Source organism: Streptomyces zaehneri, from assembly GCF_032248645.1.
GTDB classification, from domain to species: domain Bacteria; phylum Actinomycetota; class Actinomycetes; order Streptomycetales; family Streptomycetaceae; genus Streptomyces; species Streptomyces coriariae.
In genome coordinates this window covers 417,805-441,488 of sequence record NZ_JASTTJ010000001.1, presented here as the reverse complement: position 1 = coordinate 441,488, position 23,684 = coordinate 417,805, and the positions used below count along the sequence as shown (strand labels likewise).

The window sequence follows — 23,684 nt, the reverse complement described above, 5'->3', positions numbered from 1 at the left end:
CCCCAGGCTAACGCGGAAGGGCGCCCCCGGCCGGGGACGCCCTTGACATCCGTGGGTGGCCGCCTTGAGCATTCGGCGGCCTGTGCCCGTATCTCCGCGTGAAGATCTACTCCGCGACGGAGGCGGCCACCGGCACCTCCATGAGGATGGTGCGCTTGGGGTTCGCGGTCTGGGCGGGAAGTTCGACGGAGTGCTCCTGCTGCTCGGGGAGCTGGAGTTCGTCGGCGTCCGTGAGGTGCGCCAGGGTCGTACGCCGGGGGTTGGCGATCTTGTGGAACATCGTCGTCGTCTTCACAGTTGTACGTGACCCTGTCGTGTCCGGGCGTCCGGGAAGCCCGCAAGGGCCTCCGCACAGACGCGGTTTGTCGGATGTGCCATCCCTGTAAAGCGTCAGGCTAAACACGCGATTCCCGGTGAAGACGTGAAGGTCGCATGATCAGCGTGTGAGTTTGCTCACGAACCAAGGGGCAAAGCGGTCATTCCCGACCACCCGACGACCGTTACGAAACGGGCATTAGCGACCTGAAGCGCTCATTCCGCTCCTGATCATGGCGACTGGGACACCCCTCGATGGTCACCTCTTCACACCCTTATGTCCGCCTTATGGGGGATGGGTTTCTACATCCCGTAACTTGACCCTCACGTCGTGTCACGGATGTCACAGCCTGGCCAACGGGCCTTGTTGGAGATCCTGCACTGTGCTGGAATTCCTCGGACCGCCGCGGGATCGAGCCGGCGCACAGAGGGCGCTACAGCGCGCCCGGTGGCGGCGAGACAGGGGGAGCCAGCGCCGGTTACTCACGACCAATTGAGGGGCGTAATTCAGGACGCCTCTCAACACGCCGACACCGTCCTTCCGTTCACGCGGAGGGGCGCCTGGTCCAGAGGTTGCGACGCTAGTGCAGGGACGTTTCAAGAGGGATGGCAGCGCTTCGGCCGAGCCGGAGCCGCGCGGCGGGACTGGCCCGATGGCAGTCGGCTCCTCGCCCCAGCACGCCCAGAACCAGGGCCCCAATCCGTCCGGCGACGGCGGTGAGCGCTCCGGGCGTCCCGGTGCGTCCGCGTCGCCGAGTTCTCCTCCCCCGGCTCCGACGAAGCCCCCGACCGGCCCCACCGGCCCCGGCCCGCGGGTGGCGCTGCGCAACTGGCGCATCTCCACGCGTCTGGTGGCGCTGCTGACCCTGCCCGTGGTCGCGGCCACCTCGCTGGGCGCGCTGCGCATCAACCAGTCGATGGACGACATCCAGCAGCTCGACAACATGAAGCTGCTGACGGACATGACCAAGCAGGCCACCGACCTGGCCGACGCGCTGCAGGACGAGCGCGACCGCTCGGCCGGCCCGCTGGCGCACAACGGCAAGGCGACCGACCCCGGCATCAAGGGCCTGCGCGAGAAGACGGACCGCGCGCTGAGCGCCTTCCAGGACTCGTCGGAGGAGATCGACGGCGCCACCGCGGACGGCAACCTCCAGGGCGTCCGGGACAGCCTCGTCGGTCTGCTGAGCGACCTGGGCAACCTCGCCAAGGTCCGTTCGACGGCCTACGCGGAGAAGGGCAACTCCACCCAGACGGTGGAGGCCTACCACCGCCTCATCACCAGCCTGCTCGACCTGTCCCAGGACATGGCGCAGGCCACCAGCAACCCGGAGATGATCCAGCGCACGCGTGCGCTGGCCGCCTTCTCCTCCGCCAAGGAGTACGCCTCCGTCCAGCGTGCCGTGCTCGCGGCGGCGCTGCCGGTGGGCAACACCGTCTACGGCGACCTCTCCGAGAACGACCGGCAGTACGCCGAGGCCGGACTCGAGAACCAGGACTCCGAACTCGCGAGTTTCCGCAGCATCTACGGCGACGGCGGCGCCGAGGAGCTGCTGAAGCCGATCGAGCAGGGCAACCCGGTCATCGAGGACGCCGACACCTACGCCACCCGGGCGCTCAGCTCCTCCAGCGGCCTGGAGTCGCTGGACAAGCAGTCGTACCAGGACTGGCTCGACGCCAGCTCCACCAAGATCAAGCAGATGAACAACATCGAGCTGACGCTGCTCGAGAACATGGAGCAGAAGGCGCGTGAGCTGCGCGCCGAGTCGGAGCGCGAAGCGATCATCTCCGGTGCGCTCATCCTGCTCGTGCTCGGTGTCTCGCTGGTCGGCGCGTTCGTCGTCGCCCGGTCCATGATCCGTTCGCTGCGCCGCCTCCAGGAGACCGCCACCAAGGTCGCCCAGGACCGGCTGCCCGAGCTGGTCAAGCAGCTGTCCGAGTCCGACCCGCAGGACGTCGACACGTCCGTGGAGTCGGTCGGTGTGCACTCCCGGGACGAGATCGGCCAGGTGGCCGCGGCCTTCGACGACGTGCACCGCGAGGCGGTCCGCCTCGCCGCCGAGCAGGCCCTGCTGCGGGGCAACGTCAACGCGATGTTCACCAACCTCTCGCGCCGCTCCCAGGGCCTCATCCAGCGTCAGCTCTCGCTCATCTCCGAACTGGAGTCCCGCGAGGCCGACCCGGACCAGCTGTCCTCGCTCTTCAAGCTCGACCACCTCGCGACCCGCATGCGCCGTAACGGTGAGAACCTCCTCGTCCTCGCGGGTGAGGAGCCCGGCCGCCGCTGGACCCGTCCGGTCCCGCTGGTCGACGTGCTCCGCGCCGCCGCGTCCGAGGTGGAGCAGTACGAGCGGATCGAACTGGCCTCCGTGCCGACCACCGAAGTGGCCGGCCGGGTCGTCAACGACCTCGTGCACCTCCTCGCCGAGCTGCTCGAGAACGCCACCTCGTTCTCCTCCCCGCAGACCAAGGTCAAGGTCACCGGTCACGCGCTGCCCGACGGCCGCGTCCTGATCGAGATCCACGACACCGGTATCGGCCTCTCCCCCGAGGACCTCGCCGCGATCAACGAGCGGCTCGCATCGCCGCCCACCGTGGACGTGTCGGTCTCCCGACGCATGGGTCTGTTCGTGGTCGGTCGGCTGTCCCAGCGGCACGGCATCCGCATCCAGCTGCGTCCCTCCGACTCCGGTGGCACGACCGCGCTGGTCATGCTGCCCGTGGACGTCGCCCAGGGCGGCAAGAAGCCTCAGCCCAAGCCCGGCCAGGGCAGTGTCGCGGGTGGTCCCGCCGCCGCGCAGGCCGCAGCGGGCGCCGCCGCCGCGCGTCGCCAGACCGGCTCGCAGAACGGTTCGCAGGGCGGTGCCCTCGGCTCCGGTCCCGGCACCGGCGGCAGGCTCGCCCCCGGTCAGGGTGCCCGGGCCGCGCTGCCCGGCCGCGACGGCGGTGGCCGCCCCGGTGGTCAGCCGCCGCGCGGACCGCAGCAGCCTCCGTCCTCCCCCCAGCAGGGCCGACCGGCTCCGGCCGGTGCGGGTGCCGGTTTCGGCGCTCAGGCGCCGGGCGCGCCGCAGGGTCTCCAGGCGGCCGGCACGGCCTCCCAGGGCGTGGACATGTTCGGCGGACGTCCGACCCAGCAGCGGGGCAACAAGGCCGACCAGGGCGGCCGCGGCCGCCAGCCGCAGCTGCCGCCGCGCGGTGGTCCGCGCGCCGAGCTGCCCGGTGGCAACCCGCAGCCGCGGGTGACCAGCTGGGGCGACGAGAACGCCCAGCCGCCGGTCCCGCGCAGCCCGCTGGACGCCCCGCGCGGTCACGAGGAGCCGGACGTCGCCCAGACGTCGCGCATGCCGCGCATCGACGACCGTCAGGGTCCCGGCGCCACCGCCGAGATACCGGCGATCCCGCGCATCGACGACCGCCAGGGCCCGGCGGGCCCCGCCGACTTCGGCCGTCCCGTCGCGAACGGTCTCCAGAGCACCGGCCAGTTCCCGGTCGTGGGCAACCCCCAGACGGCACCGGGCGGACGGCAGGACACCAGCCAGTTCCAGCGACCGGGCACGAACGGCCGGCCGGACCCGGCGCAGTTCCAGCGCCCCGGTACCAGCGGCCAGCAGGACGAGAACGGGTTCACCCGGTCCGACGTCTTCGGTGCCCCGGGCGGCCAGAACGGCTCGGCGGCCCCGAACCAGTTCGCTCCGCAGGCGTACGACAACGGCTCCACCGGCCAGTACGCCGCACCCGGCTACGACGGCTCCTCGACCGGTCAGCACTCGCTGCCCGGCCGCCAGGACCCCTCGTCCAACGGCCAGTTCGCCGCTCCGCAGTCCGGCGGCTACGGCACCCCGGCGCAGCCGTCGGGCCCGCAGCGTGCCGTCGGGCGTCCGGAGCCGGAGGCACTGCCGCCGGCCGGTCCCGGTGACGGGCGCACGCCGCTCTACGACACGCTGGAGACCAACTGGTTCCACGGTCAGCAGGCGGGCGGTGCGGCCCAGGCTCCGCAGCAACAGCAGCACCAGGAGCCGCAGGCTCCGGCTGCACCCCAGCGTCCCGCCGCCGCCAATGCCTCCTGGCGCACCTCGCCGAACGACGAACTCGTCCGGCAGGCGGAGCGGGTCAGGCAACCGGCAGCGGGCGGCGTCACCACGTCCGGCCTGCCGCGCCGGGTGCCCAGGGCGAACCTCGTCCCGGGCACGGCTCAGCAGCAACAGCACCAACCCGGTCCGCAGGTCTCGCGTGCGCCTGACGACGTACGCGGACGGCTGACCAATCTCCGTCGGGGCATCGCGCAGGGTCGTCAGGCCGGCAACGGTCAGACCGGCAGTTTCCCGAGCCCCACTCACCAGCAGGAGCGTTAGTTGAGTCAGATGAGCCAGGCGGCACAGAACCTGAACTGGTTGATCACCAACTTCGTGGACAACACCCCTGGGGTGTCCCACACCGTTGTCGTGTCCGCCGACGGGCTCCTGCTCGCGATGTCCGAGGGCTTCCCGCGCGACAGGGCCGACCAGCTCGCGGCCGTCGCCTCCGGTCTGACGTCCCTGACGGCAGGCGCCTCCCGGATCTTCGAAGGCGGCAGCGTCGCGCAGACCGTCGTCGAGATGGAACGAGGGTTCCTCTTCCTCATGTCCGTCTCGGACGGCTCGTCGCTCGCCGTTCTCGCGCACCCCGAGTGCGACATCGGCCTCGTCGGCTACGAGATGACGCTCCTGGTCGACCGCGCGGGCGCGGTCCTCACGCCCGACCTGCGCGCCGAACTCCAGGGCAGTCTGCTCCACTGACCCGCCCCAGCACTACCCACCTCACGAAATCACCGTCCGGCCGACACAATCCCCCCACCGGCCTCGACGGACGGCACGACTGACCGCGAATGCTGTCCCGCCCGGAGGATCCATGACCCCGCCCACCGCCCATCATGATCCGTACGCGGAGCCGTACGGGGATGAGGGCGACCAGCCGCTGGTGCGTCCGTACGCGATGACCGGCGGCCGGACGCGGCCGCGCTATCAGCTCGCCATCGAGGCGCTGATCAGCACGACGGCCGACCCGGCAGCGCTCATGGGGCTGCTCCCGGAGCACCAGCGCATCTGCCATCTGTGCCGCGAGGTGAAGTCGGTCGCGGAGGTCTCGGCTCTCCTGGCCATGCCGCTGGGGGTGGCGCGGATCCTGGTCGCGGACCTCGCCGAGGCCGGACTGGTGGCCATCCACCAGCCGGGCGGCGACGAGAACAACGGCGGCGCTCCGGACGTGACGCTGCTCGAAAGGGTGCTCAGTGGACTTCGCAAGCTCTGACGGGGGGCGGGCCACCACCTCCGCGAAGATCGTGGTGGCGGGCGGCTTCGGCGTGGGCAAGACCACGTTCGTGGGCGCCGTCTCCGAGATCAACCCGCTGCGCACGGAGGCCGTCATGACGTCCGCGAGCGCGGGCATCGACGACCTCACCCACACCGGGGACAAGACCACCACCACGGTGGCCATGGACTTCGGCCGTATCACGCTCGACCAGGACCTGATCCTGTACCTCTTCGGTACGCCGGGTCAGGACCGGTTCTGGTTCATGTGGGACGACCTGGTGCGCGGCGCGATCGGCGCGATCGTGCTCGTGGACACCCGCCGCCTCGCCGACTGCTTCCCGGCGGTCGACTACTTCGAGAACAGCGGCCTGCCGTTCGTCGTCGCCCTCAACGGCTTCGACGGCTCGCAGCCGTACCAGCCCGAAGAGGTGCGCGAGGCGCTCCAGATCGGACCGGACACCCCGATCATCACGACGGACGCCCGGCACCGCTCGGACGCCAAGAGCGCGCTGATCACGCTGGTCGAGCACGCGCTCATGGCGCGACTGCGGTAATTTTCAAGCACCCGGTGCCGTACGGCGGTTGTCGTAGACGCTCTGGAGCCGACTGTGGCCTTTGACACGGTCGGCTCCGGTGTTCATAACGTTTCGGCAGTGGAATCCACATGTACCGACACGCGTCGCGGTCGCTTGGTCTCGCTGTGCGCACGAAAGCCCCGCCTTTTGGCGGGGCTCGTTCTTTTTGACCGTTTTATCTGGGGCTTACATCACATCGAACCAGCGCTTTCCCATGTTTGGAAGAGCGTTGGTCGTCGTGCTGGAATGCCTGAACTGCCCAATAGTCAATGACGTACTGATGGTCGATGGCTGACCGGGCTCTGAGACACTGCGGCACGACGAAGGTGCCGACCGCCGAGAGGTTGTTGGTCGAGTGAGGCGAAGCAAGCAAAGTCCCGAGCCGGCGGCCCGGGGCAACTTCACCCCGCCGCCGCGCGGAGCGGCACCCGCCCCTGTGCCCGGTTCGGAGCCGGCGTCCGCACCCGCGAAGAGCGGCGGCCGCCTCTCCCCGCGGAACTGGCGGGTACCCACCCGGCTGAACGCGATTCTGCTCATACCCGTGGTGGTCGGCCTGGTCATGGGCGGCTTCCAGGTGAAGAACTCGATCGACACCTGGCAGGAAGCCCGCGACGCCGAGAAGACGGCGAAGATCGTGGCCGCCGCCGGCGAGTACGCCGAGGCCCTGCTCAACGAGCGGGACATCAGCGCCCAGCCGCTGCTCCAGTCCAAGAAGGACGACTCGAACGTCAAGGCGGCCCGCGCCACCACCGACGCCAAGGCCACCGCCTTCCACGACGAGGTCGTCGGGATGCCGGACAAGGAAGGCCTCAAGCGCCGTCTGAAGCTGGTGGAGGAGGCCGAGCCGACCCTGACGAAGATTCGCGCCGCCGCCTACACCAAGGCCCTGGACCCGGTGAAGACCGAAGAGGGCTACGTCGCGGTCGAGCACCTGCTGATGGAGTTCTCCAACGAGCTCGGCCTCGGCACCGGCAACATCACCGCCTACGGCCGCACCGTCTACGCGGTCGCCCTGGCCAAGGGCGCCGAGTCCCTCCAGCGTTCGATCGGCATGCACCTGCTGGTCCGGCCCAGCCCCGACGAGACGGTCTTCCGCCAGCAGCTCACCGCCTTCACCTCGTACGCCTACCTCGAGGGCATCGCCCAGCAGGAGTACGTCTCCGGTGGCACCACCGAGGACGCCGCACGGCTCACCGAGGTCATGAAGGAGAAGACCGAGGAGGGCGCGCAGCAGGCCGCCGACGCGAAGGCCAAGGCCGACGCCGCGGGTGAGGACTTCACCGCTCCGCCGACCATGGACAAGATGATCCAGGCGATCGCCAGCGGGCAGTCCCCGTCGAAGCTCGCCGAGCAGGGCGTCACCGCCAAGGCGTGGATGACGGCCGCGACGCTGAAGTTCGAGGGCTACAGCCAGGTCGAGAGCGAACTCATCGACCGCGCGGTCACCGACGCCGGTGAGATCGCCTCCGACGCACAGCGCGACGCCATCATCAACGGCGCCATCGTCATCATCGCCCTGCTCGCCGCGTTCATCGTCGCCAGTCTCATGGCCCGCCAGATGAGCCAGGCCATGCGCCAGCTGCGCAACGCCGCCTTCGGCATCGCCGAGCAGCGGCTGCCGATGCTGGTCGACCAGCTCTCGCGCACCGACCCGGGCCGGGTGGACACCCGTGTCCAGCCGATCCCCATCAACACCAGGGACGAGATCGGCGAAGTCGCCCGCGCCTTCGACCAGGTCCACCGCGAGGCCGTCCGGCTGGCCGCCGAGCAGGCGCTGCTCCGGGGCAACATCAACGCGATCTTCACCAACCTCTCGCGCCGCAACCAGTCCCTGATCGAGGGCCAGCTGACCCTGATCACCGACCTGGAGAACAACGAGGCCGACCCGGACCAGCTGGAGAACCTCTTCCGCCTGGACCACCTCGCCACCCGTATGCGCCGCAACGGCGAGAACCTCCTGGTCCTCGCCGGCGAGGAGCCCGGCCGCCGCTGGGACCAGCCGGTCCCGCTGGTCGACGTGCTGCGCGCCGCCTCCTCCGAGGTGGAGCAGTACGAGCGCATCGAGCTGTCCGGCGTACCCGAGGCCGAGATCCACGGCCGTGCCGTGACCGACCTCGTCCACCTGCTCGCCGAGCTTCTGGAGAACGCGACCACGTTCTCCTCCCCGCAGACCAAGGTCCGCGTCACGGCCACCCGTCTCCCCGACGGCCGGGTCATGATCGAGATCCACGACAAGGGCATCGGCCTCACCGCCGAGGACTTCGCCGACATCAACCACAAGCTGGCCAACCCGCCGACGGTGGACGCCGCGATCTCGCAGCGCATGGGCCTGTTCGTGGTCGGCCGGCTGTCCGACCGGCACGGTATCCGCGTCCAGCTGCGCCCCTCGGGCGAGCAGGCCGGCACCACCTCGCTGGTCATGCTGCCGGACGCCATCACCCACGGTGGTGGTGGCGAGCAGCAGCAGCCTCGCGACGAGTTCACCGTCTCGCAGATCATCCCGGAGCAGAACTACGGCGGTGGCGGCGAGGACTTCAACAACGGTCTGCCGATGCGCACCGCCGCGGAGCTCGGCTTCGACGACAGCCAGTACGAGATCCCCGACGACATCCGCGACCTGGACCCGGTGGGCCGCTCGCTGATGCGCGAGGAGCGCCGTGCGGCCCTGGACACCCCGCCGGGCCAGCCGACCGGGCAGCAGCAGTCGGCCGAGGGCTTCGACGCGCCCCGTCAGCAGCAGTCGTACGACGCCGGACAGAACGGCTACGACCCCGCCCAGCAGGGCGCCGGGGCCGGCTACGACAACGGTGCGACCGGGTACGCCGAGCAGCCGGCGACGTTCGACCAGCAGACGTCGTACGAGGAGCAGCAGCGCCCGGCGTACGACGACCAGTACTTCGCGCCGAACGGTGGCATGCCGCAGGGCGAGTCGTTCTCCGGCAACGGCGGACTTCCGCAGAACGGCCTTCCGCAGGGCGACGGCTTCGCGTCCAACGGCGGCTACCCGGACCCCGCGTACACGGAGCCCGGCCAGGAGGAGCGTCCGGCGGCCCCCGCCGCCGCGTCCGAGGGCTTCCCGCCGTACCAGGAGCAGCAGTCCTACCAGGACGACTGGCCCCAGCAGAACGGCCACACGAACGGTTACCAGAACGGCTACCAGGACCAGTACGCTCCGGAAGCGGAGTCCACGCAGGCCGCTGACGCGGGTGAGCAGAACCGCGTAGGCTTCGACCGTCCGGGACCCTCCTCCTCCGCGTCCCACGCGCTGACCGACGCCGGTCTCCCCCGCCGCGGCTCCGCCGCAAGCGGTGCGAACGGCTCCCGGCCCGCGAAGCAGGAGCCCGCGGCCTCCCCCGCGGAGAGCAACGGCGGCGGCGACTCATGGCGTTCGGCCAACGACGAGCGCTGGCAGCAGGCCTCCGCTCTGAAGAAGCCCAAGGCGGGTGGGGTCACCTCCTCCGGCCTGCCGCGGCGGGTGCCCAAGGCCAATCTGATCGAGGGCGCCGCCGAGACCACCCCCCAGGGAGGCCCTCAGGTCTCCCGCGCCCCGGAGGACGTCCGTGGCAGGTTGAGCAACCTGCGTCGGGGCGTCCAGCGCGGACGCAACGCAGGCAGCAGTGAAACGAACGGCCAGGGCCTCGGTCCTGACAGCACCTACAACCAGGAGCGTTAGTGTGAGCCCGATGAGCCAGGCGGCACAGAACCTGAACTGGGTGATCACCAACTTCGTGGACAACACCCCGGGGGTGTCCCACACCGTGGTGGTCTCCGCCGACGGACTCCTTCTGGCGATGTCCGAAGGCTTCCCCCGCGACCGGGCCGACCAGCTCGCGGCCGTCGCCTCCGGTCTGACGTCCCTGACGGCAGGCGCCTCCCGGATCTTCGAGGGAGGCAGCGTGAACCAGACGGTTGTGGAGATGGAGCGCGGATTCCTCTTCCTCATGTCCATTTCCGACGGTTCCTCGCTCGCGGTTCTCGCCCATCCCGAGGCGGACATCGGCCTCATTGGGTACGAGATGGCCCTTCTGGTGGACCGAGCGGGTTCGGTCCTGACCCCCGACCTTCGTGCGGAGCTCCAAGGGAGCCTTCTCAACTGACAAACGAACGGTGCGTATTGGCGTCCCGAGGCCGTAGGGTTTCGGGACGCGGCTTCCACGTGATGGGTGCCAGGCACATCGGAGGAGGAGAGAGAGTGGCAACACCCCCAGGCGGATCGAATTCAGGCAACTGGTCGTACGGCCCTGCCCAGGGCCAGGGCGACGGTTCCCAGAACCCGAACCGTTACAACTTCCCCTCCGCGCCCAGCCAGCAGCGGCCGTACACGCCCCAGGGTCCGCAGGGTCCCGGGCCGTCACCGTACGACCAGCCGTCGGCCCCGCGCATCCAGCCCGTACAGCCGCACCGCCGCACCCCGGAGCCGGCGCCCGCAGGGGCGTCGAACAACCCGCTGGTGCGTCCGTACGCCATGACCGGTGGCCGGACCCGCCCGCGTTACCAGCTCGCCATCGAGGCGCTGGTGCACACCACTGCGCAGCCGCACCAGATGCAGGGCCAACTGCCCGAGCATCAGCGGATCTGCAACCTCTGCCGAGAGATCAAGTCGGTCGCCGAGATCTCGGCGCTGCTGACCATCCCTCTCGGCGTGGCCAGGATCCTCGTCGCCGACTTGGCGGAGGCGGGACTGGTCGCCATCCATCAGCCCGGCGGCGACGAGAGCGCCGGCGGCCAGCCAGACGTGACACTGCTCGAAAGGGTGCTCAGTGGACTTCGCAAGCTCTAGCGGGGGTCCGTCCCGCTCCACCACTTCCGCGAAGATCGTGGTGGCGGGCGGCTTCGGCGTGGGCAAGACCACGTTCGTCGGGGCTGTCTCGGAGATCAACCCGCTGCGCACCGAGGCCGTCATGACGTCCGCGTCGGCGGGGATCGACGACCTCACCCACACCGGGGACAAGACCACCACCACGGTGGCCATGGACTTCGGCCGTATCACCCTGGACCAGGACCTGATCCTGTACCTCTTCGGTACGCCGGGTCAGGACCGGTTCTGGTTCATGTGGGACGACCTGGTGCGCGGCGCGATCGGCGCGATCGTGCTCGTGGACACCCGCCGCCTCGCCGACTGCTTCCCGGCGGTCGACTACTTCGAGAACAGCGGCCTGCCGTTCGTCGTCGCCCTCAACGGCTTCGACGGCTCGCAGCCGTACCAGCCGGACGAGGTCCGCGAGGCCCTGCAGATCGGTCCCGACACCCCGATCATCACGACCGACGCCCGCCACCGCGCGGACGCGAAGTCGGCGCTGATCACGCTGGTCGAGCACGCGTTGATGGCCCACCTGTTTACGCCGCGACGGCGGGACACGAGACGGCGATCACGGGAGATGCCGGGCCGGCCGGGTCCGCGTCCCACGCACGAAGAAGGGCCCCTCTGCCGAGAGGGGCCCTTCTTCGTGCGGTGAAGCGGCTTGGAGCTGCGCGGCGCCTAGTGCCAGCTGTGCGGGGCGCGGAAGCCGCCCTCGCGCTCCAGGCGGCGCCAGCCGGCCTTGGGGCGGCCTCGGTGGGTCTCGGTGGGGGACGGCTGGGCGGCCGCGCGGGCCAGGAGGATCGCCGTGATGGCGGCGACTTCCTCGGGCTCGGCGTGGCCCTTCTCGACGCGGATGTCGGGAGCGTTCATGGGTGCAAGTCTCCGTGGATGAGGTTTCCGCAGGGGATCCGGTGGGTTACCCGTGGGGTCTGCCGGGTTACTGCGGGGGGTTGCCGTGCTTGCGGGAGGGCAGGTCGGCGTGCTTCGACTGGAGCATGGCCAGCGACCTGATGAGGACCTCGCGGGTCTCGGCGGGGTCGATGACGTCGTCGACCAGTCCGCGCTCCGCGGCGTAGTACGGGTGCATCAGCTCGGACTTGTACTCCTTGACCATGCGGGCCCGCATGGCCTCGGGGTCCTCGGCCTCGGCGATCTGACGCCGGAAGATGACGCCTGCGGCGCCTTCGGCGCCCATCACGGCGATCTCGTTCGTCGGCCAGGCGTAGGTGAGGTCCGCGCCGATGGACTGGCTGTCCATGACGATGTAGGCACCTCCGTAGGCCTTGCGCAGGATCAGGGAGATCCGCGGCACGGTCGCGTTGCAGTAGGCGTAGAGCAGCTTCGCTCCGTGCCGGATGATTCCGCCGTGCTCCTGGTCGACGCCCGGGAGGAATCCAGGGACGTCCAGGAAGGTGACGATCGGGATATTGAAAGCGTCACACATCTGGACAAAGCGTGCAGCTTTTTCCGACGCCTCGATGTCCAGGACACCGGCGAGGGCCTGCGGCTGGTTGGCCACGATGCCGACGACCTGGCCGTCGAGGCGGGCCAGCGCGCAGATGATGTTGCGGGCCCAGCGCTCGTGGATCTCCACGTACTCGCCGTCGTCGACGATCTCCTCGATGACCTTGGTCATGTCGTACGGACGGTTGCCGTCCGCCGGGACCAGGTCGAGCAGGACGTCGCCGCGGCGGTCGGCCGGGTCCGTGGACTCGGTGCGCGGGGGGTTCTCGCGGTTGTTCTGCGGGAGCAGCGAGAGGAGGTAGCGGACCTCCGCGATGCAGGTCTCCTCGTCGTCGTACGCGAAGTGGCAGACGCCGGAGGTCTCGGCGTGCACGTCGGCGCCGCCGAGGCCGTTCTGCGTGATCTCCTCGCCCGTCACCGCCTTGACCACGTCCGGGCCGGTGATGAACATCTGCGAGGTCTCGCGGACCATGAAGACGAAGTCGGTGAGGGCGGGGCTGTAGGCCGCGCCGCCCGCGCAGGGGCCCAGCATGACCGAGATCTGCGGGATCACCCCGCTCGCCCGGGTGTTGCGCTGGAAGATGCCGCCGTAGCCGGCGAGGGCGGAGACGCCCTCCTGGATACGGGCGCCGGCGCCGTCGTTGAGCGAGACCAGCGGGGCTCCGGCCGCGATGGCCATGTCCATGATCTTGTGGATCTTCGTGGCGTGGGCCTCGCCCAGCGCGCCGCCGAAGATGCGGAAGTCATGGGCGTAGACGAAGACCGTACGGCCCTCCACCGTGCCCCAGCCGGTGATCACACCGTCGGTGTACGGCTTCTTGGCCTCGAGACCGAAACCGGTCGCCCGGTGCCGGCGCAGCTGCTCGACCTCCTGGAAGGACCCCGGGTCGAGGAGCAGCTCGATCCGCTCCCGGGCGGTCAGCTTGCCCTTGGCGTGCTGCGCCTGGGTCGCCTTCTCGCTCGGGCCGGCCAGCGCCTGGGCACGGATCTCGTGCAGCTCGGCCACGCGGCCGCGCGCATCCGTGGGCTCCGAAGGCTCTGCGGTCTGCTCGCCGGTCGACTCTTCCAAAACGGTCATGTAGTGACCTTACGAAGCCGACCAAGGAAAGAGGGACGTCGACTCCGTACAGTCTCCGGAGCGTTTTCCTGGTAGCCCTGAACAGAAGCGGGCGGGCATGCAGCCGTTCCGACTGCTCAGAGGGGCTCGGGCTTGTAGGGGTCACACAAACCCCGGACCTGAGACCCGCCTCACATTCCGGGCGCGCACATGCCCTCGCCGGAGTGAAACGGAGCGTCCGGACGGCGGTCCAGGACCACCGGACTCCAGCGGGGCCGACACCGACGGACACCGGCAGGAGCCGACGGACACCGGCAGACCTTACCGGGGCGAAGATGTTGAACATTGAACGGAATAGGTCTACGGTCATCCGTGTTGACCTCGTTGAAGATTAAACATACTCGATCTTCTCGTCCCCAAGGAGCACATCATGGGCATCTTCGGCCGCAAGAACACCGACGAGACCGTCACCGCCACCGCCACCGTGAGCCCCGAGCTCGCCGCCCTGACCGGCGACTACTCGATCGACCCCGCCCACTCGACGTTCGGCTTCGTCGCGCGCCACGCGATGGTCACGAACGTCAAGGGCAAGTTCAACGACTTCACCGGCTCGCTGCACCTGGACGGCACCGACCCGTCGAAGTCCACCGCCACCATCGACGTCACGATGGACAGCATCGACACCGGGTCCGCCGACCGCGACGGCCACCTGAAGAGCGCCGACTTCTTCAAGACCGACGAGTTCCCGACGATGACCTTCCGCTCCACCTCGGCGGAGGCGCTGGGCGGCGACGACTACCGGATCACCGGCGACCTGACCATCCTCGGCGTCACCAAGCAGCTCAGCATCGACCTGGAGTTCAACGGCGCCGCCAAGGACCCGTTCGGCAACGAGCGCGTCGGCTTCGAGGGCAAGGCCGAGATCCTGCGCTCGGCGTGGGGCCTGACCTGGAACGCGGCACTGGAGACGGGCGGCGTCCTGGTCTCGGACAAGATCAAGCTGAACTTCGACATCTCGGCGATCAAGAACGCGTAAGTGATCGGCTTAATACGGTGGAAAACGGCGAATAGGGGTCGGAAGCGAAGAGCTCCCGGCCCCTTTCCCCGTTCCCTGTCACAGTCGCGAGGCATGAGCACCAGGACCGGACCCCAGCACTACCCCGGCGCGAACCGCGACCACTGGTACCAGGACGACTTCGGCGGTGACCGCATGGAGGTCAACGTCGTCGTCCTGCACACCACCGAAGGGCGTTCACTGCCCGACTACCAGGGCGGCTCCGCCGCGCCCAACCTGACGGCCGTGCCGGACTTCGCCGCCAGGAAGCTGAAGTGGTACCAGCACTTCGAGATCGACGTCTCCTCGCGCGCGCTGGTCAACAAGCGCGGCGGCGTCGAGACGAACACGCTGAACGTCTGCCAGGCGGAACTCGTCGGCACCTGCGATCCCGAGCTGCACGCCAAGTGGAAGGCCCGCGGCCAGGCCCACGTCTACTGGCCGAAGGCGCCGGAGTGGGCGTTGCGCGCCGTCGCCGAGTACCTGGCGTGGATGCACATCCACCACCATGTCCCCCTGCGCGGACCGGCGCTGTGGCCCGCGTACCCGAAGTCCGCCGGGAACGGGGGCGGTCAGCGGATGAGCGGGGAGCGGTGGAACGCGTTCAAGGGGGTGTGCGGGCACATGCACGTGCCGGAGAACGCGCACGGGGATCCGGGGGCGCTCGACTTCGAGGGGCTGCTCGACTTCGCCAAGGCGGCGGTCCAGGACTGAGGCGGGCCGAGACGTACTGGCGGCCGGCTGCGCCCCGGCGAGCGCGGCCGCCAGCCGGACGGGCGGAGCCGCCGGCGCAGAGGCGAGGCCGCGCGTGGAGGGGCGAGGCAGCCGGTGCAGAGGTGAGGCGGCCGACAGGAGTGGTGAGGCGGCCGGTGGGCGGATGTGGCTGAATCAGCCCCCTTGTGTGAGGGCTTGCGGGGTTCCCATAATCCAGCAACAGATTTGACCTGACCATGCCAGCGCATGGACGTTTCTTTGCGGTGCGCAGCTTCGCGGTGCGCAGTTCGTGTTGACATGCTCTCGTCAAAGCCGGCCCCCCACGGAAGGCAGCACCTTGAAGAAGCTCCTCACAGCGCTCAAGAGATTCGCAGCCGTCGGCGCGGCAGCCCTCGCGATCGCCAGCCTTCAGCCCCTCTCGTCCGCACAGGCCGCCCCCGCCCCCGTCGTCGGCGGAACCCGGGCCACGCAGGGCGAGTTCCCGTTCATGGTCCGGCTCTCCATGGGCTGCGGCGGGGCGCTCTACACCCAGCAGATCGTGCTCACCGCCGCGCACTGCGTCAGCGGAACCGGCGCCAACACCAGCATCACCGCCACCGCCGGCGTCGTGGACCTCCAGTCCACCACCGGCCGGGTCCAGGTGAAGTCGACCTACGTGTACCGGGCCCCCGGCTACAACGGCAACGGCAAGGACTGGGCGCTCATCAAGCTCGCCTCGCCCATCACCACCCAGTCCACCCTGAAGATCGCCACCACCACGCAGTACAACACCGGCACCTTCACCATCGCCGGCTGGGGCTCGGCCTCCGAGGGCGGCGCCCAGCAGCGCTACCTGCTCAAGGCCACCGTGCCGTTCGTGAGCGACGCGACCTGTCGCGCGTACAGCGGCTACAGCGGCCTCGTCGCCAGTGACGAGATCTGCGCCGGATACGCGGCCGGCGGCACCGACACCTGCCAGGGCGACTCGGGCGGCCCGATGTTCCGCCGGGACGCCGGCAACGCCTGGATCCAGGTCGGCATCGTGAGCTGGGGCATCGGCTGCGCCCGGGCCAACGCCCCCGGCGTCTACTCCGAGGTCTCCACCTTCGCCTCGGCCATCGCCGCGGCGGCGGCCTCGCTCTGACGCACACCCCCCGTCGCACGACCACGGGCCCGGCACCGCCGCGTGCCGGGCCCGTTGCGGGTGCGGTCCCCTCCTGAACCGTCAAGTCCCGCCATGGACAAGGGGGTTGCCGCAACGCGTGCTGAGCGGTCATCACGTCGGGTTCAGCCGGGGACCTGCCACGGCCCCGTCACCGGCATCGCGGCACGACGACTCGCGCGGCTGAACCGGCGGTACCGGAGCGGGCTTCAGAACCCGCCGCCGAAGTCGCCCCCGCCGCCTCCGCCGAAGTCCCCTCCCCCGCCGCCCCCGAAGCCGCCGAAGTCGCCGGGGTCGAAGTCGGCGCCGGAGACGTCGCCTCCGTCGTACCCCCCGCCGAAGTCGCCGTAGCCGCTGCCGTAGTCGGAGGCGTAGGACGGGGCGGCCATGATGCCGCCGAGCATCGTGCCGACGAGGAGGCCGGGCAGGATGCCGCCGCCGAAGTAGCCGCCCGCCCAGGGTCCGTAGGCGGGGCCTGCCTCCCAGTACGGGCGGCGGCCGTAGTCGCTGTCCACCTCGCGGATCACCGGGTCGCGGCCGTCGGCGAGCCGGGTCGCGTCCGCGGCGCAGACCGGGACCTCGCGGGTGGCCCCGCCGGACGGCGTCCAGGTGGCGTCGGCGACCGAGGGGCCGTGGCGCGGGTCGAAGAAGCACGGCGGCCGGCGTTCGGGCAGCGGCTGTCCGGTACGGCGGGCGGCCAGTCGGGCGAGGGAGAAGCGGCCGTCCTCCAGCGCCTCGGTGACGGGGCGGACGTCCTCGGGTCTCGTCGCGGCCGCCATGAACGACTTCGCCTGCTCGTAAGCGTCCAGGGCGCGTTCGTAGTCGGCGCGCATGGAGTCGTCGGCGCCGGGCTCCGACGGGCTGAAGTCCAGCCGGTCGAGCTCCTCGCCGAAGGCCGTGATGTCCTCGTCCACGACGACCCGCAGCCGGTCGAGGGCGGCCCGCTGGTCCGCCGCGTGCCGCCGGCGGTTGCGCCGCACGAGGGTGTAGGCGCCCGCCCCGCCCGCGACCAGCACCACACCCGCCGTGATCAGCGCGGTGGAGGAGATCCCGTCACCGCCGCCCGAGGAGCTCCAGCTCTCAGGGGCCGAGCCGCCCATGTTCGCCAGGGCACGGTCGGTGAAGTCGGTCAGCTGGGTCTTGGCGTCGTCCTCACCCTGGACACTGGCGACCAGGTTGCGGACGGCCGTGCGGGACAGGACCGAGGAGTCGGCGCGGGCGTCGAAGCGGTCACCGAGGCGGATCGCGTACAGGCCGGTCACGCCGGTGGCGGTGCGCAGGTCCGTGAAGAGGTCCGCCGTGGGGTAGCCGGCGGGCAGGACGACGATGAACAGGGGCTTGTCGGCGCCCTCGATCTGCTGCTGGAGGGCGTGCGCCTCCGCCTGGGACAGCTGGGCGCCCGCCTCCGGATCGACGTAGAGCGGGCCCTCGCGCAGGGACGCGGCGATCACCGAGACGCTCGTGGCCGCGCAGGCGCGCGGAGCGCCCGCCGTCAGGACCGCCAGAGCGGTCAGGACGGCGAGCGCCAGTGCGATCAGCGTTCCGGCAGAGCTTCGGGTCGATAGAGCGACCTTCATACTTCGAAGCTACCCGAAAGGCAGCGAAAGCGGTTCTTTCGGGCGGCCCGGGACGCGGTGGCTAGGCCGCCGCCCGGTACGCCGCCGTCAGCTGCTCCACCGCCTTTGCGTACCGGCCGGTCAGCAGCAGGTGGTCCGCGTCGGCGAAGGGCTTCGCGACCGCCGCCGTCACGGCCTGGCCCACCTTCTGCTGGACGATGAGCCGGGCCTTCCCGACCAGCGCCCGCCCCACCTCGTCGGCGCCGGCCCGCTCGGCCACCGCGGCCGCGGCCCGCAGCCCCTTCAGGGTCGTCACGCCGCCCTCCGGCACTCGGCGCAGCGTCGTCAGACCCCAGCCGTAGGGGAACTGCGGGTCGTACGCCGCGTCGCCGACGTTGATCGGCAGCTGGGCCTGGGTCTTCGGCCAGGTCACCGGAAGCTGCCCGGTGAAGGGCCGCCTGCCGTACAGGACGTCGGCCACGCCGTCGCCCTCGGTGCCCGGCAGCCAGGAAGCCACCAGCGCGTCGATGTCGCCGAGCCGGTCACCGATCAGCTGGGGCCGCCCGGACACGATCAGCACCGCGCACCTCATCGCGGCGCACACCTTGTCCACGGCCGCCCGGTCGGCGGCCGTCAGCTCCAGGTCGTTGCCGTTGCCGACGTCGCCCACGCCCTCGGCGTACGGGGTCTCGCCGACGACCACGACGCCGACGTCGTACCCGTTGGTCGGCGCCGAGGCGTCCTGGGAGTAGGTGACGTCCCCGCCGGCCTTCCGCATCCCCTCCAGGATCGTCGTGCCCTGCGTGATGTCGCCGGAGGCGCCCTGCCAGGTGATGGTCCAGCCGCCGCTCTGGTTGCCGATGTCGTCGGCGTTGGAGCCGGCGACGTACACCTTCTGGTGCTTCCTCAGCGGCAGGACACCACCGGAGTTCTTCAGCAGCACCTGCGACTCGGCGGCCGCCTGGCGCGCGACGGCCCGGTGCCCGGCGGAGCCGATGGCGGACGCGCCGTCGGTGTCGGCGTACGGCTCCTCGAAGAGGCCGAGCCTGAACTTCTGCGTGAGGATGCGCGACACGGCGTCGTCGATCCGCCGCTCGCCGATCCGGCCGGCCTCGACCTCGTCGAGCAGTGTGGCGTGGAAGTCCTTGTACGCGTACGGAACCATGATCATGTCGAGGCCCGCGTTGACCGACGTACGGACGTCAGAGGCGTAGTCGCCCGGGAGCTGGTCGATGGCCGCCCAGTCGCTGATGACGAACCCGTCGAAGCCCATACGGTCCTTCAGCACGCCGTTCAGCAGGTCGGCGCGGGCGTGCATCTTCACCGGCCCCCGGCCGTCGCCCGCGACGTCGAGCGAGGAGTAGGACGGCATGACGGTGCCGACCCCGCGGTCGACGGCCGTCCGGAAGGGCGCCAGGTGCACGGCCTCCAGTTCCTGCCGGGTGACCTCGGTGATGCCCTGGTCGACGGTGTACGTGCCGGTCGTGGACGACCCGTACGTGGTGCCGCCGTCCCCGACGAAGTGCTTGGCGGTGGCGAGGACCTTGTCGTCGTCCTTCAGGTCCGCGCCGCTCGCCCGGCCCTGGAGCCCCTGGATCACCGTCTCCATGGCCTGGACCAGTGCCGGGTCCTCGCCGTACGCCTCGTAGGAGCGGCCCCAGCGTTCGTCGCGGGTGACGCACAGGCAGGGGGCGAAGTCCCAGGGGATCCCGGTGGCCCGGACCTCGGCGGCGGTCACCGCGCCGGTCCGCTCGGCGAGCCCGGGGTCCCTGGTCGCCCCGATGCCGATGTTGTGCGGCATGACGGTCGCGCCGACCAGGTTGTTGTGGCCGTGCACCGCGTCGACGCCGTAGATCAGCGGGATCTGGTAGCGGGTGGCCTGCGCCCGGAGCTGGAAGGCGTCGATCATCTTCGCCCACGCCGCGGGGGTGTTGGGCGTCGGAGTCGAGCCGCCGCCGGAGAGCAGCGAGCCGAGGTCGTACGCGGCGATGTCACCGGGAGCGGCGATCGCGCCGCGCTCCGCCTGGGTCATCTGACCGGCCTTCTCCGCGAGGCTCATCCGCGACAGGAGATCGGCGACCCGCCTCTTCACCGGCAACTTGGCGTTCAGATAAGGCAGTCCGTGCGCGTCGACCACGACCTGCGGGTTCTCGGACGGCGGTCTGGCGCCGGTGACGGTCAGCCGGAGCGGGACGGTCTCGGCGGACTCGGCCTTCCTGTCCTCGAGCGTGCGGACGGCGACCGTGCGGGTGGTGCCGGAGGGAGTGCCCGCCGGGAACGTGACGGTGCCCGTGACCGGGGTGTAGTCCTTGCCGGGCTCGGCGGTGCCGGTCGCGGCGGTCTCGTAGGCGACGGTGACGGGTTCGTCGAGGGGGGCGGCGCCGGTGGTGGCGACGGTGAGCCGGACGGCGGCCGCTCGGCCCTCCCGGACCGGGTACACGGCCGCGTCGGTGGTGACGGCGGCGCGCAGCGACTGGTCCGCCCGGCCGTACAGCTCCACGCCGTCCATGGCGAAGTCGCCCTTGACGCCGACGGGGAGGGTGAGGGCGTATCCCCAGGTCTCGGTGAGGCCGAGGACCTGGTCGATGCCGCCGACGGGCTGGTAGTCCGTGCGATAGGTGAAGTCGGTGAAGGGGATCTCGACCTGTTTCCAGCCGGTCCAGTCGTCGGTGAAGGAGGTCGTCCAGAGCTCGGACGCCTCTCCGTTGGCCCCGCCGTCCTTGATCTCGAAGGCGATCTTCCTGCCGTTGTCTCGGCCTTCCCACCAGAACCGGACGCCCCGGTGGGCGGACCAGTCGTGGGCGGGCTCGGCGAAGGCGAAGTCGTGGGTGAAGCCGCCGTAGCCGCTGATGTCGTAGCTGCCGGAGAGGACCTTGTCGCCCTCGGGGGCGTCCGCCCGGGCCGTCAGCCCGAGGGCGGGCGGGTCGTCGGTGTCGCCGCCCCAGGTGAAGAGGCCCTCGGCGGGCGGGTTCGCGAAGGGGACCTCGCCCTCGAAGCGGTCGACCGGGACGGGGGCGGGGTCGGGGTCGTCGGCGCCGGACGCGCCGGCGGCGGTGGTCATCGGGAGCAGTGCGGCCAGCAGGGTGGCGGAGGCGAGCAGGGCGGTTCTTCGCATGCGACGTCCCTCTACTCTCGTGGTCCACTCATGACTTAGATCACGCCGTGAGTTAACTGGTGGGCCGTTGCGCCGTCAAGACTTCACACCGGAACTGATACGGCCGCAACACCCGTCCGGATCAGGGACGTTGTTCGTTCGACAGATGAACGCGCAACCCCTTGACGCGACCTGGAAGCCGTCATTTGCTCACGCCTCGCACGCCCCTGTCCCCCACCTTCGAAAGGGCAACGCTCCATGAGGAGATCCACTCACGTCCTCCGGCTGCTCCTCGCCGGTCTGCTCACCTCCGCCGGGATCACCGCGGCGGTCGCGCCCGCGCACGCGCTGCGGTAGGACCGGGGGCCGCCGGTGAGCAGTGCGGGGGGCGAGTCCCGGTGGGCGGCCCGGGGCCCGGCAGAGGCGGGACTGACGGCCGGGAGCGGGGCTGACGGCCGGGAGCGGGGCTGACGGCCGGGAGCGGGGCTGACGGCCGGGCGGGAGCCAATGGCCGGGCGGAAGCCGACGGCCAAGGCCGGATCGACGGCCGAGCGGGGGCCGATGGCCGCGGCCGGACCGACCGCCGAGACCGGACCGACGGCCGGGCGGGAGCCGACCGCCGAGCGGGAGCCGACGGCCGGGGCCGGACCGACCGCCAAGGCCGGCCGACCGCCAAGGCCGGCCGACCGCCGAGGCCGCCGGCCGCCAGGGACGGGCCTCGGCGAGTGCAAAGGCTCGCCGAGGCTCCTGCTGGGCGGCGCCTACTCGGCGGGCTCCACCTTGGCCCGCAGCAGGCCGTACGTGTAGGCGTCCTCCAGGGCCTGCCAGGAGGCGGCGATCACGTTTTCCGCGACGCCCACCGTGGACCACTCGCCCGTGCCGTCCGTCGTGGAGATCAGGACGCGGGTGGTGGACTGGGTGCCGTGGACGCCCTCCAGGATGCGGACCTTGTAGTCGACCAGGTCGAGCTTGGCCAGCTGGGGGTAGATCTTCTCCAGCGCCACACGCAGGGAGCGGTCCAGGGCGTTGACCGGGCCGTTGCCCTCGGCCGTCGCGACGATGCGCTCGCCCTTGGCCCACAGCTTGACCGTGGCCTCGTTGGCGTGGGTGCCGTCGGGGCGGTCCTCGACGATGGCCCGCCAGGACTCGACCTCGAAGTACTTCAGCGGCCGGCCCTCGACCTCGGCCCGCAGGAGCAGCTCGAAGGAGGCGTCCGCCGCTTCGTAGGTGTAGCCCTTGAGCTCGCGTTCCTTGACCCGCTCCACGACCCGGCCGACCAGTTCGCGATCGCCGCCCAGGTCGACGCCGAGCTCCTTGCCCTTGAGCTCGACCGACGCCCGTCCGGCCATGTCCGACACCAGCATCCGCATGGTGTTGCCGACCTGCTCGGGGTCGATGTGCTGGTAGAGGTCCGGGTCGACCTTGATCGCCGAGGCGTGCAGGCCGGCCTTGTGGGCGAAGGCCGAGACTCCCACGTACGGCTGGTGCGTGGACGGCGTCAGGTTGACGACCTCGGCGATCGCGTGCGAGATGCGGGTCATCTCGCGCAGTTTGCCCTCGGGCAGCACCTTCTTGCCGTACTTCAGCTCCAGGGCCGCGACCACCGGGAACAGGTTCGCGTTGCCGACCCGCTCGCCGTAGCCGTTCGCGGTGCACTGGACGTGCGTCGCGCCCGCGTCCACCGCGGCCAGGGTGTTCGCCACCGCGCAGCCGGTGTCGTCCTGGGTGTGGATGCCGAGCCGGGCGCCGGTGTCGGCGAGGACCGTGGAGACGACCGCCTGGATCTGCGCCGGGAGCATGCCGCCGTTGGTGTCGCAGAGGACGACCACGTCCGCGCCGGCCTCGGCGGCGGCCCGGACGACCGCCTTCGCGTACTCCGGGTTGGCGCGGTAGCCGTCGAAGAAGTGCTCGCAGTCGACGAAGACCCGCCGGCCCTGCTCCTTCAGGAACGACACCGTGTCGCTCACCATCGCCAGGTTCTCGTCCAGCGTCGTGCGCAGAGCCAGCTCGACGTGTCGGTCGTGGGACTTCGCGACCAGCGTGATCACCCCGGCGCCCGACTCCAGCAGCGCCCTGACCTGCGGGTCCTCGGCGGCCTTCGCGCCTGCCCGGCGGGTGGCGCCGAAGGCGACCAGCTGGGCGTGCTTGAAGTCGATCTCCTCCTGGGCGCGGGCGAAGAACTCGGTGTCCCGCGGGTTGGCGCCCGGCCAGCCGCCCTCGATGAAGCCCACCCCGAAGTCGTCCAGGTGCCGGGCGATGGCCAGCTTGTCGGCGACGGTGAGGTTGATGCCCTCACGCTGCGCGCCGTCGCGCAGGGTGGTGTCGAAGACGTGGAACGAGTCGTCGAGTTCGCTGGTTGCGGTCATGGTCTGAAGGCTCCTGTGTCGGATCTCGGTCGTTACCGGAATGACCGGCTCCACCATCCCCCCATGCTCCCTCGCGCTCTCGCTCCCGGCTGCGGGTGGGCCAGAAAAGCGAAAAACCCCTCGCGGGTGCGAGAGGTCTGCGCGCGGGTCGAGGACGACGATGGCCGCTCGTACCTGGTCGTACGGAGCGGTCACTGCGGACCGGCGCGCCTGCTGCCAATAATCGTGGCGAACGAGAGCACGGCGGCAGTCTGGCACA

General features: G+C 70.5%; 16 protein-coding genes and 1 pseudogene. 11 read left to right on the top strand and 6 right to left on the bottom strand.

Features of this window, described 5'->3' with window-relative positions; translation table 11 throughout:
* Positions 1-106: 106 nt before the first annotated feature.
* Positions 107-295 carry a hypothetical protein gene (locus tag QQM72_RS01940; RefSeq protein ID WP_171399624.1) on the bottom strand — a complete coding sequence of 63 codons (189 nt, stop codon included), beginning with the start codon at positions 293-295 and terminating at the stop codon, positions 107-109.
* A 604-nt stretch (positions 296-899) separates the two neighbouring features.
* Between QQM72_RS01940 and QQM72_RS01935 the strand changes: the two genes are divergently transcribed.
* The 8 genes and pseudogenes from QQM72_RS01935 to QQM72_RS01900 all read left to right on the top strand — a co-directional run.
* Positions 900-4,667: a nitrate- and nitrite sensing domain-containing protein gene (locus QQM72_RS01935; protein ID WP_314219018.1), complete on the top strand. Its 3,768-nt coding sequence runs from the start codon at positions 900-902 to the stop codon at positions 4,665-4,667.
* A gap of 9 nt (positions 4,668-4,676) precedes the next feature.
* Positions 4,677-5,090 (top strand): roadblock/LC7 domain-containing protein, encoded by a 414-nt coding sequence (locus tag QQM72_RS01930; RefSeq protein ID WP_020128762.1) that lies wholly within the window; start codon positions 4,677-4,679, stop codon positions 5,088-5,090.
* Positions 5,091-5,202: 112 nt separating this feature from the next.
* Positions 5,203-5,601, top strand: a complete 399-nt coding sequence (locus tag QQM72_RS01925) for a DUF742 domain-containing protein (protein ID WP_009190816.1) — start codon at positions 5,203-5,205, stop codon at positions 5,599-5,601.
* A complete protein-coding gene (locus tag QQM72_RS01920) occupies positions 5,582-6,157 on the top strand; it encodes a GTP-binding protein (RefSeq protein ID WP_054239771.1) in 576 nt (191 codons plus the stop codon). The genes QQM72_RS01925 and QQM72_RS01920 overlap by 20 nt, the downstream gene beginning before the upstream one ends.
* 376 nt (positions 6,158-6,533) lie before the next feature.
* Positions 6,534-9,851: a sensor histidine kinase gene (locus QQM72_RS01915; RefSeq protein WP_314219017.1), complete on the top strand. Its 3,318-nt coding sequence runs from the start codon at positions 6,534-6,536 to the stop codon at positions 9,849-9,851.
* 10 nt (positions 9,852-9,861) lie between these two features.
* A complete protein-coding gene (locus tag QQM72_RS01910) occupies positions 9,862-10,275 on the top strand; it encodes a roadblock/LC7 domain-containing protein (protein WP_037737006.1) in 414 nt (137 codons plus the stop codon).
* Between the two features lie 95 nt (positions 10,276-10,370).
* On the top strand, positions 10,371-10,958 hold the full coding sequence (locus QQM72_RS01905) for a DUF742 domain-containing protein (RefSeq protein WP_028807404.1): 588 nt from the start codon (positions 10,371-10,373) through the stop codon (positions 10,956-10,958).
* Positions 10,939-11,514 (top strand): annotated as a pseudogene (locus QQM72_RS01900) (GTP-binding protein); the annotation flags it as partial. The gene QQM72_RS01905 and the pseudogene QQM72_RS01900, both read left to right, overlap by 20 nt.
* 143 nt (positions 11,515-11,657) lie before the next feature.
* Here QQM72_RS01900 and QQM72_RS01895 read toward each other — a convergent pair.
* Positions 11,658-11,849, bottom strand: coding sequence for an acyl-CoA carboxylase subunit epsilon (locus QQM72_RS01895; RefSeq protein ID WP_267018272.1), 192 nt, complete (start codon positions 11,847-11,849; stop codon positions 11,658-11,660).
* Positions 11,850-11,916: 67 nt separating this feature from the next.
* Positions 11,917-13,521 (bottom strand): acyl-CoA carboxylase subunit beta, encoded by a 1,605-nt coding sequence (locus QQM72_RS01890; protein ID WP_314219016.1) that lies wholly within the window; start codon positions 13,519-13,521, stop codon positions 11,917-11,919.
* A 409-nt stretch (positions 13,522-13,930) separates the two neighbouring features.
* Between QQM72_RS01890 and QQM72_RS01885 the strand changes: the two genes are divergently transcribed.
* The 3 genes from QQM72_RS01885 (at position 13,931) to QQM72_RS01875 (ending at position 16,391) form a co-directional block, all read left to right on the top strand.
* Entirely contained in the window at positions 13,931-14,536 is a 606-nt protein-coding gene (locus QQM72_RS01885) for a YceI family protein (protein WP_314219015.1), read from the top strand.
* Positions 14,537-14,629: 93 nt separating this feature from the next.
* The gene (locus QQM72_RS01880) at positions 14,630-15,268 is read left to right on the top strand and encodes a hypothetical protein (RefSeq protein ID WP_314219014.1); all 639 of its coding nucleotides are present in this window, start codon (positions 14,630-14,632) and stop codon (positions 15,266-15,268) included.
* Between the two features lie 337 nt (positions 15,269-15,605).
* A complete protein-coding gene (locus QQM72_RS01875) occupies positions 15,606-16,391 on the top strand; it encodes a S1 family peptidase (protein WP_314219013.1) in 786 nt (261 codons plus the stop codon).
* Positions 16,392-16,618: 227 nt separating this feature from the next.
* Here the strand turns inward: QQM72_RS01875 and QQM72_RS01870 are convergent, their stop codons facing one another.
* From QQM72_RS01870 to cimA, 3 genes are all read right to left on the bottom strand, one after another.
* Positions 16,619-17,986 carry a hypothetical protein gene (locus QQM72_RS01870; protein WP_314219012.1) on the bottom strand — a complete coding sequence of 456 codons (1,368 nt, stop codon included), beginning with the start codon at positions 17,984-17,986 and terminating at the stop codon, positions 16,619-16,621.
* Between the two features lie 61 nt (positions 17,987-18,047).
* A complete protein-coding gene (locus QQM72_RS01865) occupies positions 18,048-21,080 on the bottom strand; it encodes a glycoside hydrolase family 3 protein (RefSeq protein WP_314219011.1) in 3,033 nt (1,010 codons plus the stop codon).
* A gap of 740 nt (positions 21,081-21,820) precedes the next feature.
* Positions 21,821-23,425, bottom strand: coding sequence for a citramalate synthase (cimA, locus tag QQM72_RS01860; protein WP_314219010.1), 1,605 nt, complete (start codon positions 23,423-23,425; stop codon positions 21,821-21,823).
* Positions 23,426-23,684 lie beyond the last annotated feature (259 nt).

What these genes read in the sequence shown, in the direction of transcription:
- QQM72_RS01885 (WP_314219015.1), top strand. Translation starts at nt 13,931, where the DNA reads ATGGGCATCTTCGGCCGCAAGAACACCGACGAGACCGTCACCGCCACC.
- QQM72_RS01865 (WP_314219011.1), bottom strand. Translation starts at nt 21,080, where the DNA reads ATGCGAAGAACCGCCCTGCTCGCCTCCGCCACCCTGCTGGCCGCACTG.
- QQM72_RS01870 (WP_314219012.1), bottom strand. Translation starts at nt 17,986, where the DNA reads ATGAAGGTCGCTCTATCGACCCGAAGCTCTGCCGGAACGCTGATCGCA.
- QQM72_RS01925 (WP_009190816.1), top strand. Translation starts at nt 5,203, where the DNA reads ATGACCCCGCCCACCGCCCATCATGATCCGTACGCGGAGCCGTACGGG.
- QQM72_RS01890 (WP_314219016.1), bottom strand. Translation starts at nt 13,521, where the DNA reads ATGACCGTTTTGGAAGAGTCGACCGGCGAGCAGACCGCAGAGCCTTCG.
- QQM72_RS01910 (WP_037737006.1), top strand. Translation starts at nt 9,862, where the DNA reads ATGAGCCAGGCGGCACAGAACCTGAACTGGGTGATCACCAACTTCGTG.
- QQM72_RS01895 (WP_267018272.1), bottom strand. Translation starts at nt 11,849, where the DNA reads ATGAACGCTCCCGACATCCGCGTCGAGAAGGGCCACGCCGAGCCCGAG.
- cimA (WP_314219010.1), bottom strand. Translation starts at nt 23,425, where the DNA reads ATGACCGCAACCAGCGAACTCGACGACTCGTTCCACGTCTTCGACACC.
- QQM72_RS01880 (WP_314219014.1), top strand. Translation starts at nt 14,630, where the DNA reads ATGAGCACCAGGACCGGACCCCAGCACTACCCCGGCGCGAACCGCGAC.
- QQM72_RS01930 (WP_020128762.1), top strand. Translation starts at nt 4,677, where the DNA reads ATGAGCCAGGCGGCACAGAACCTGAACTGGTTGATCACCAACTTCGTG.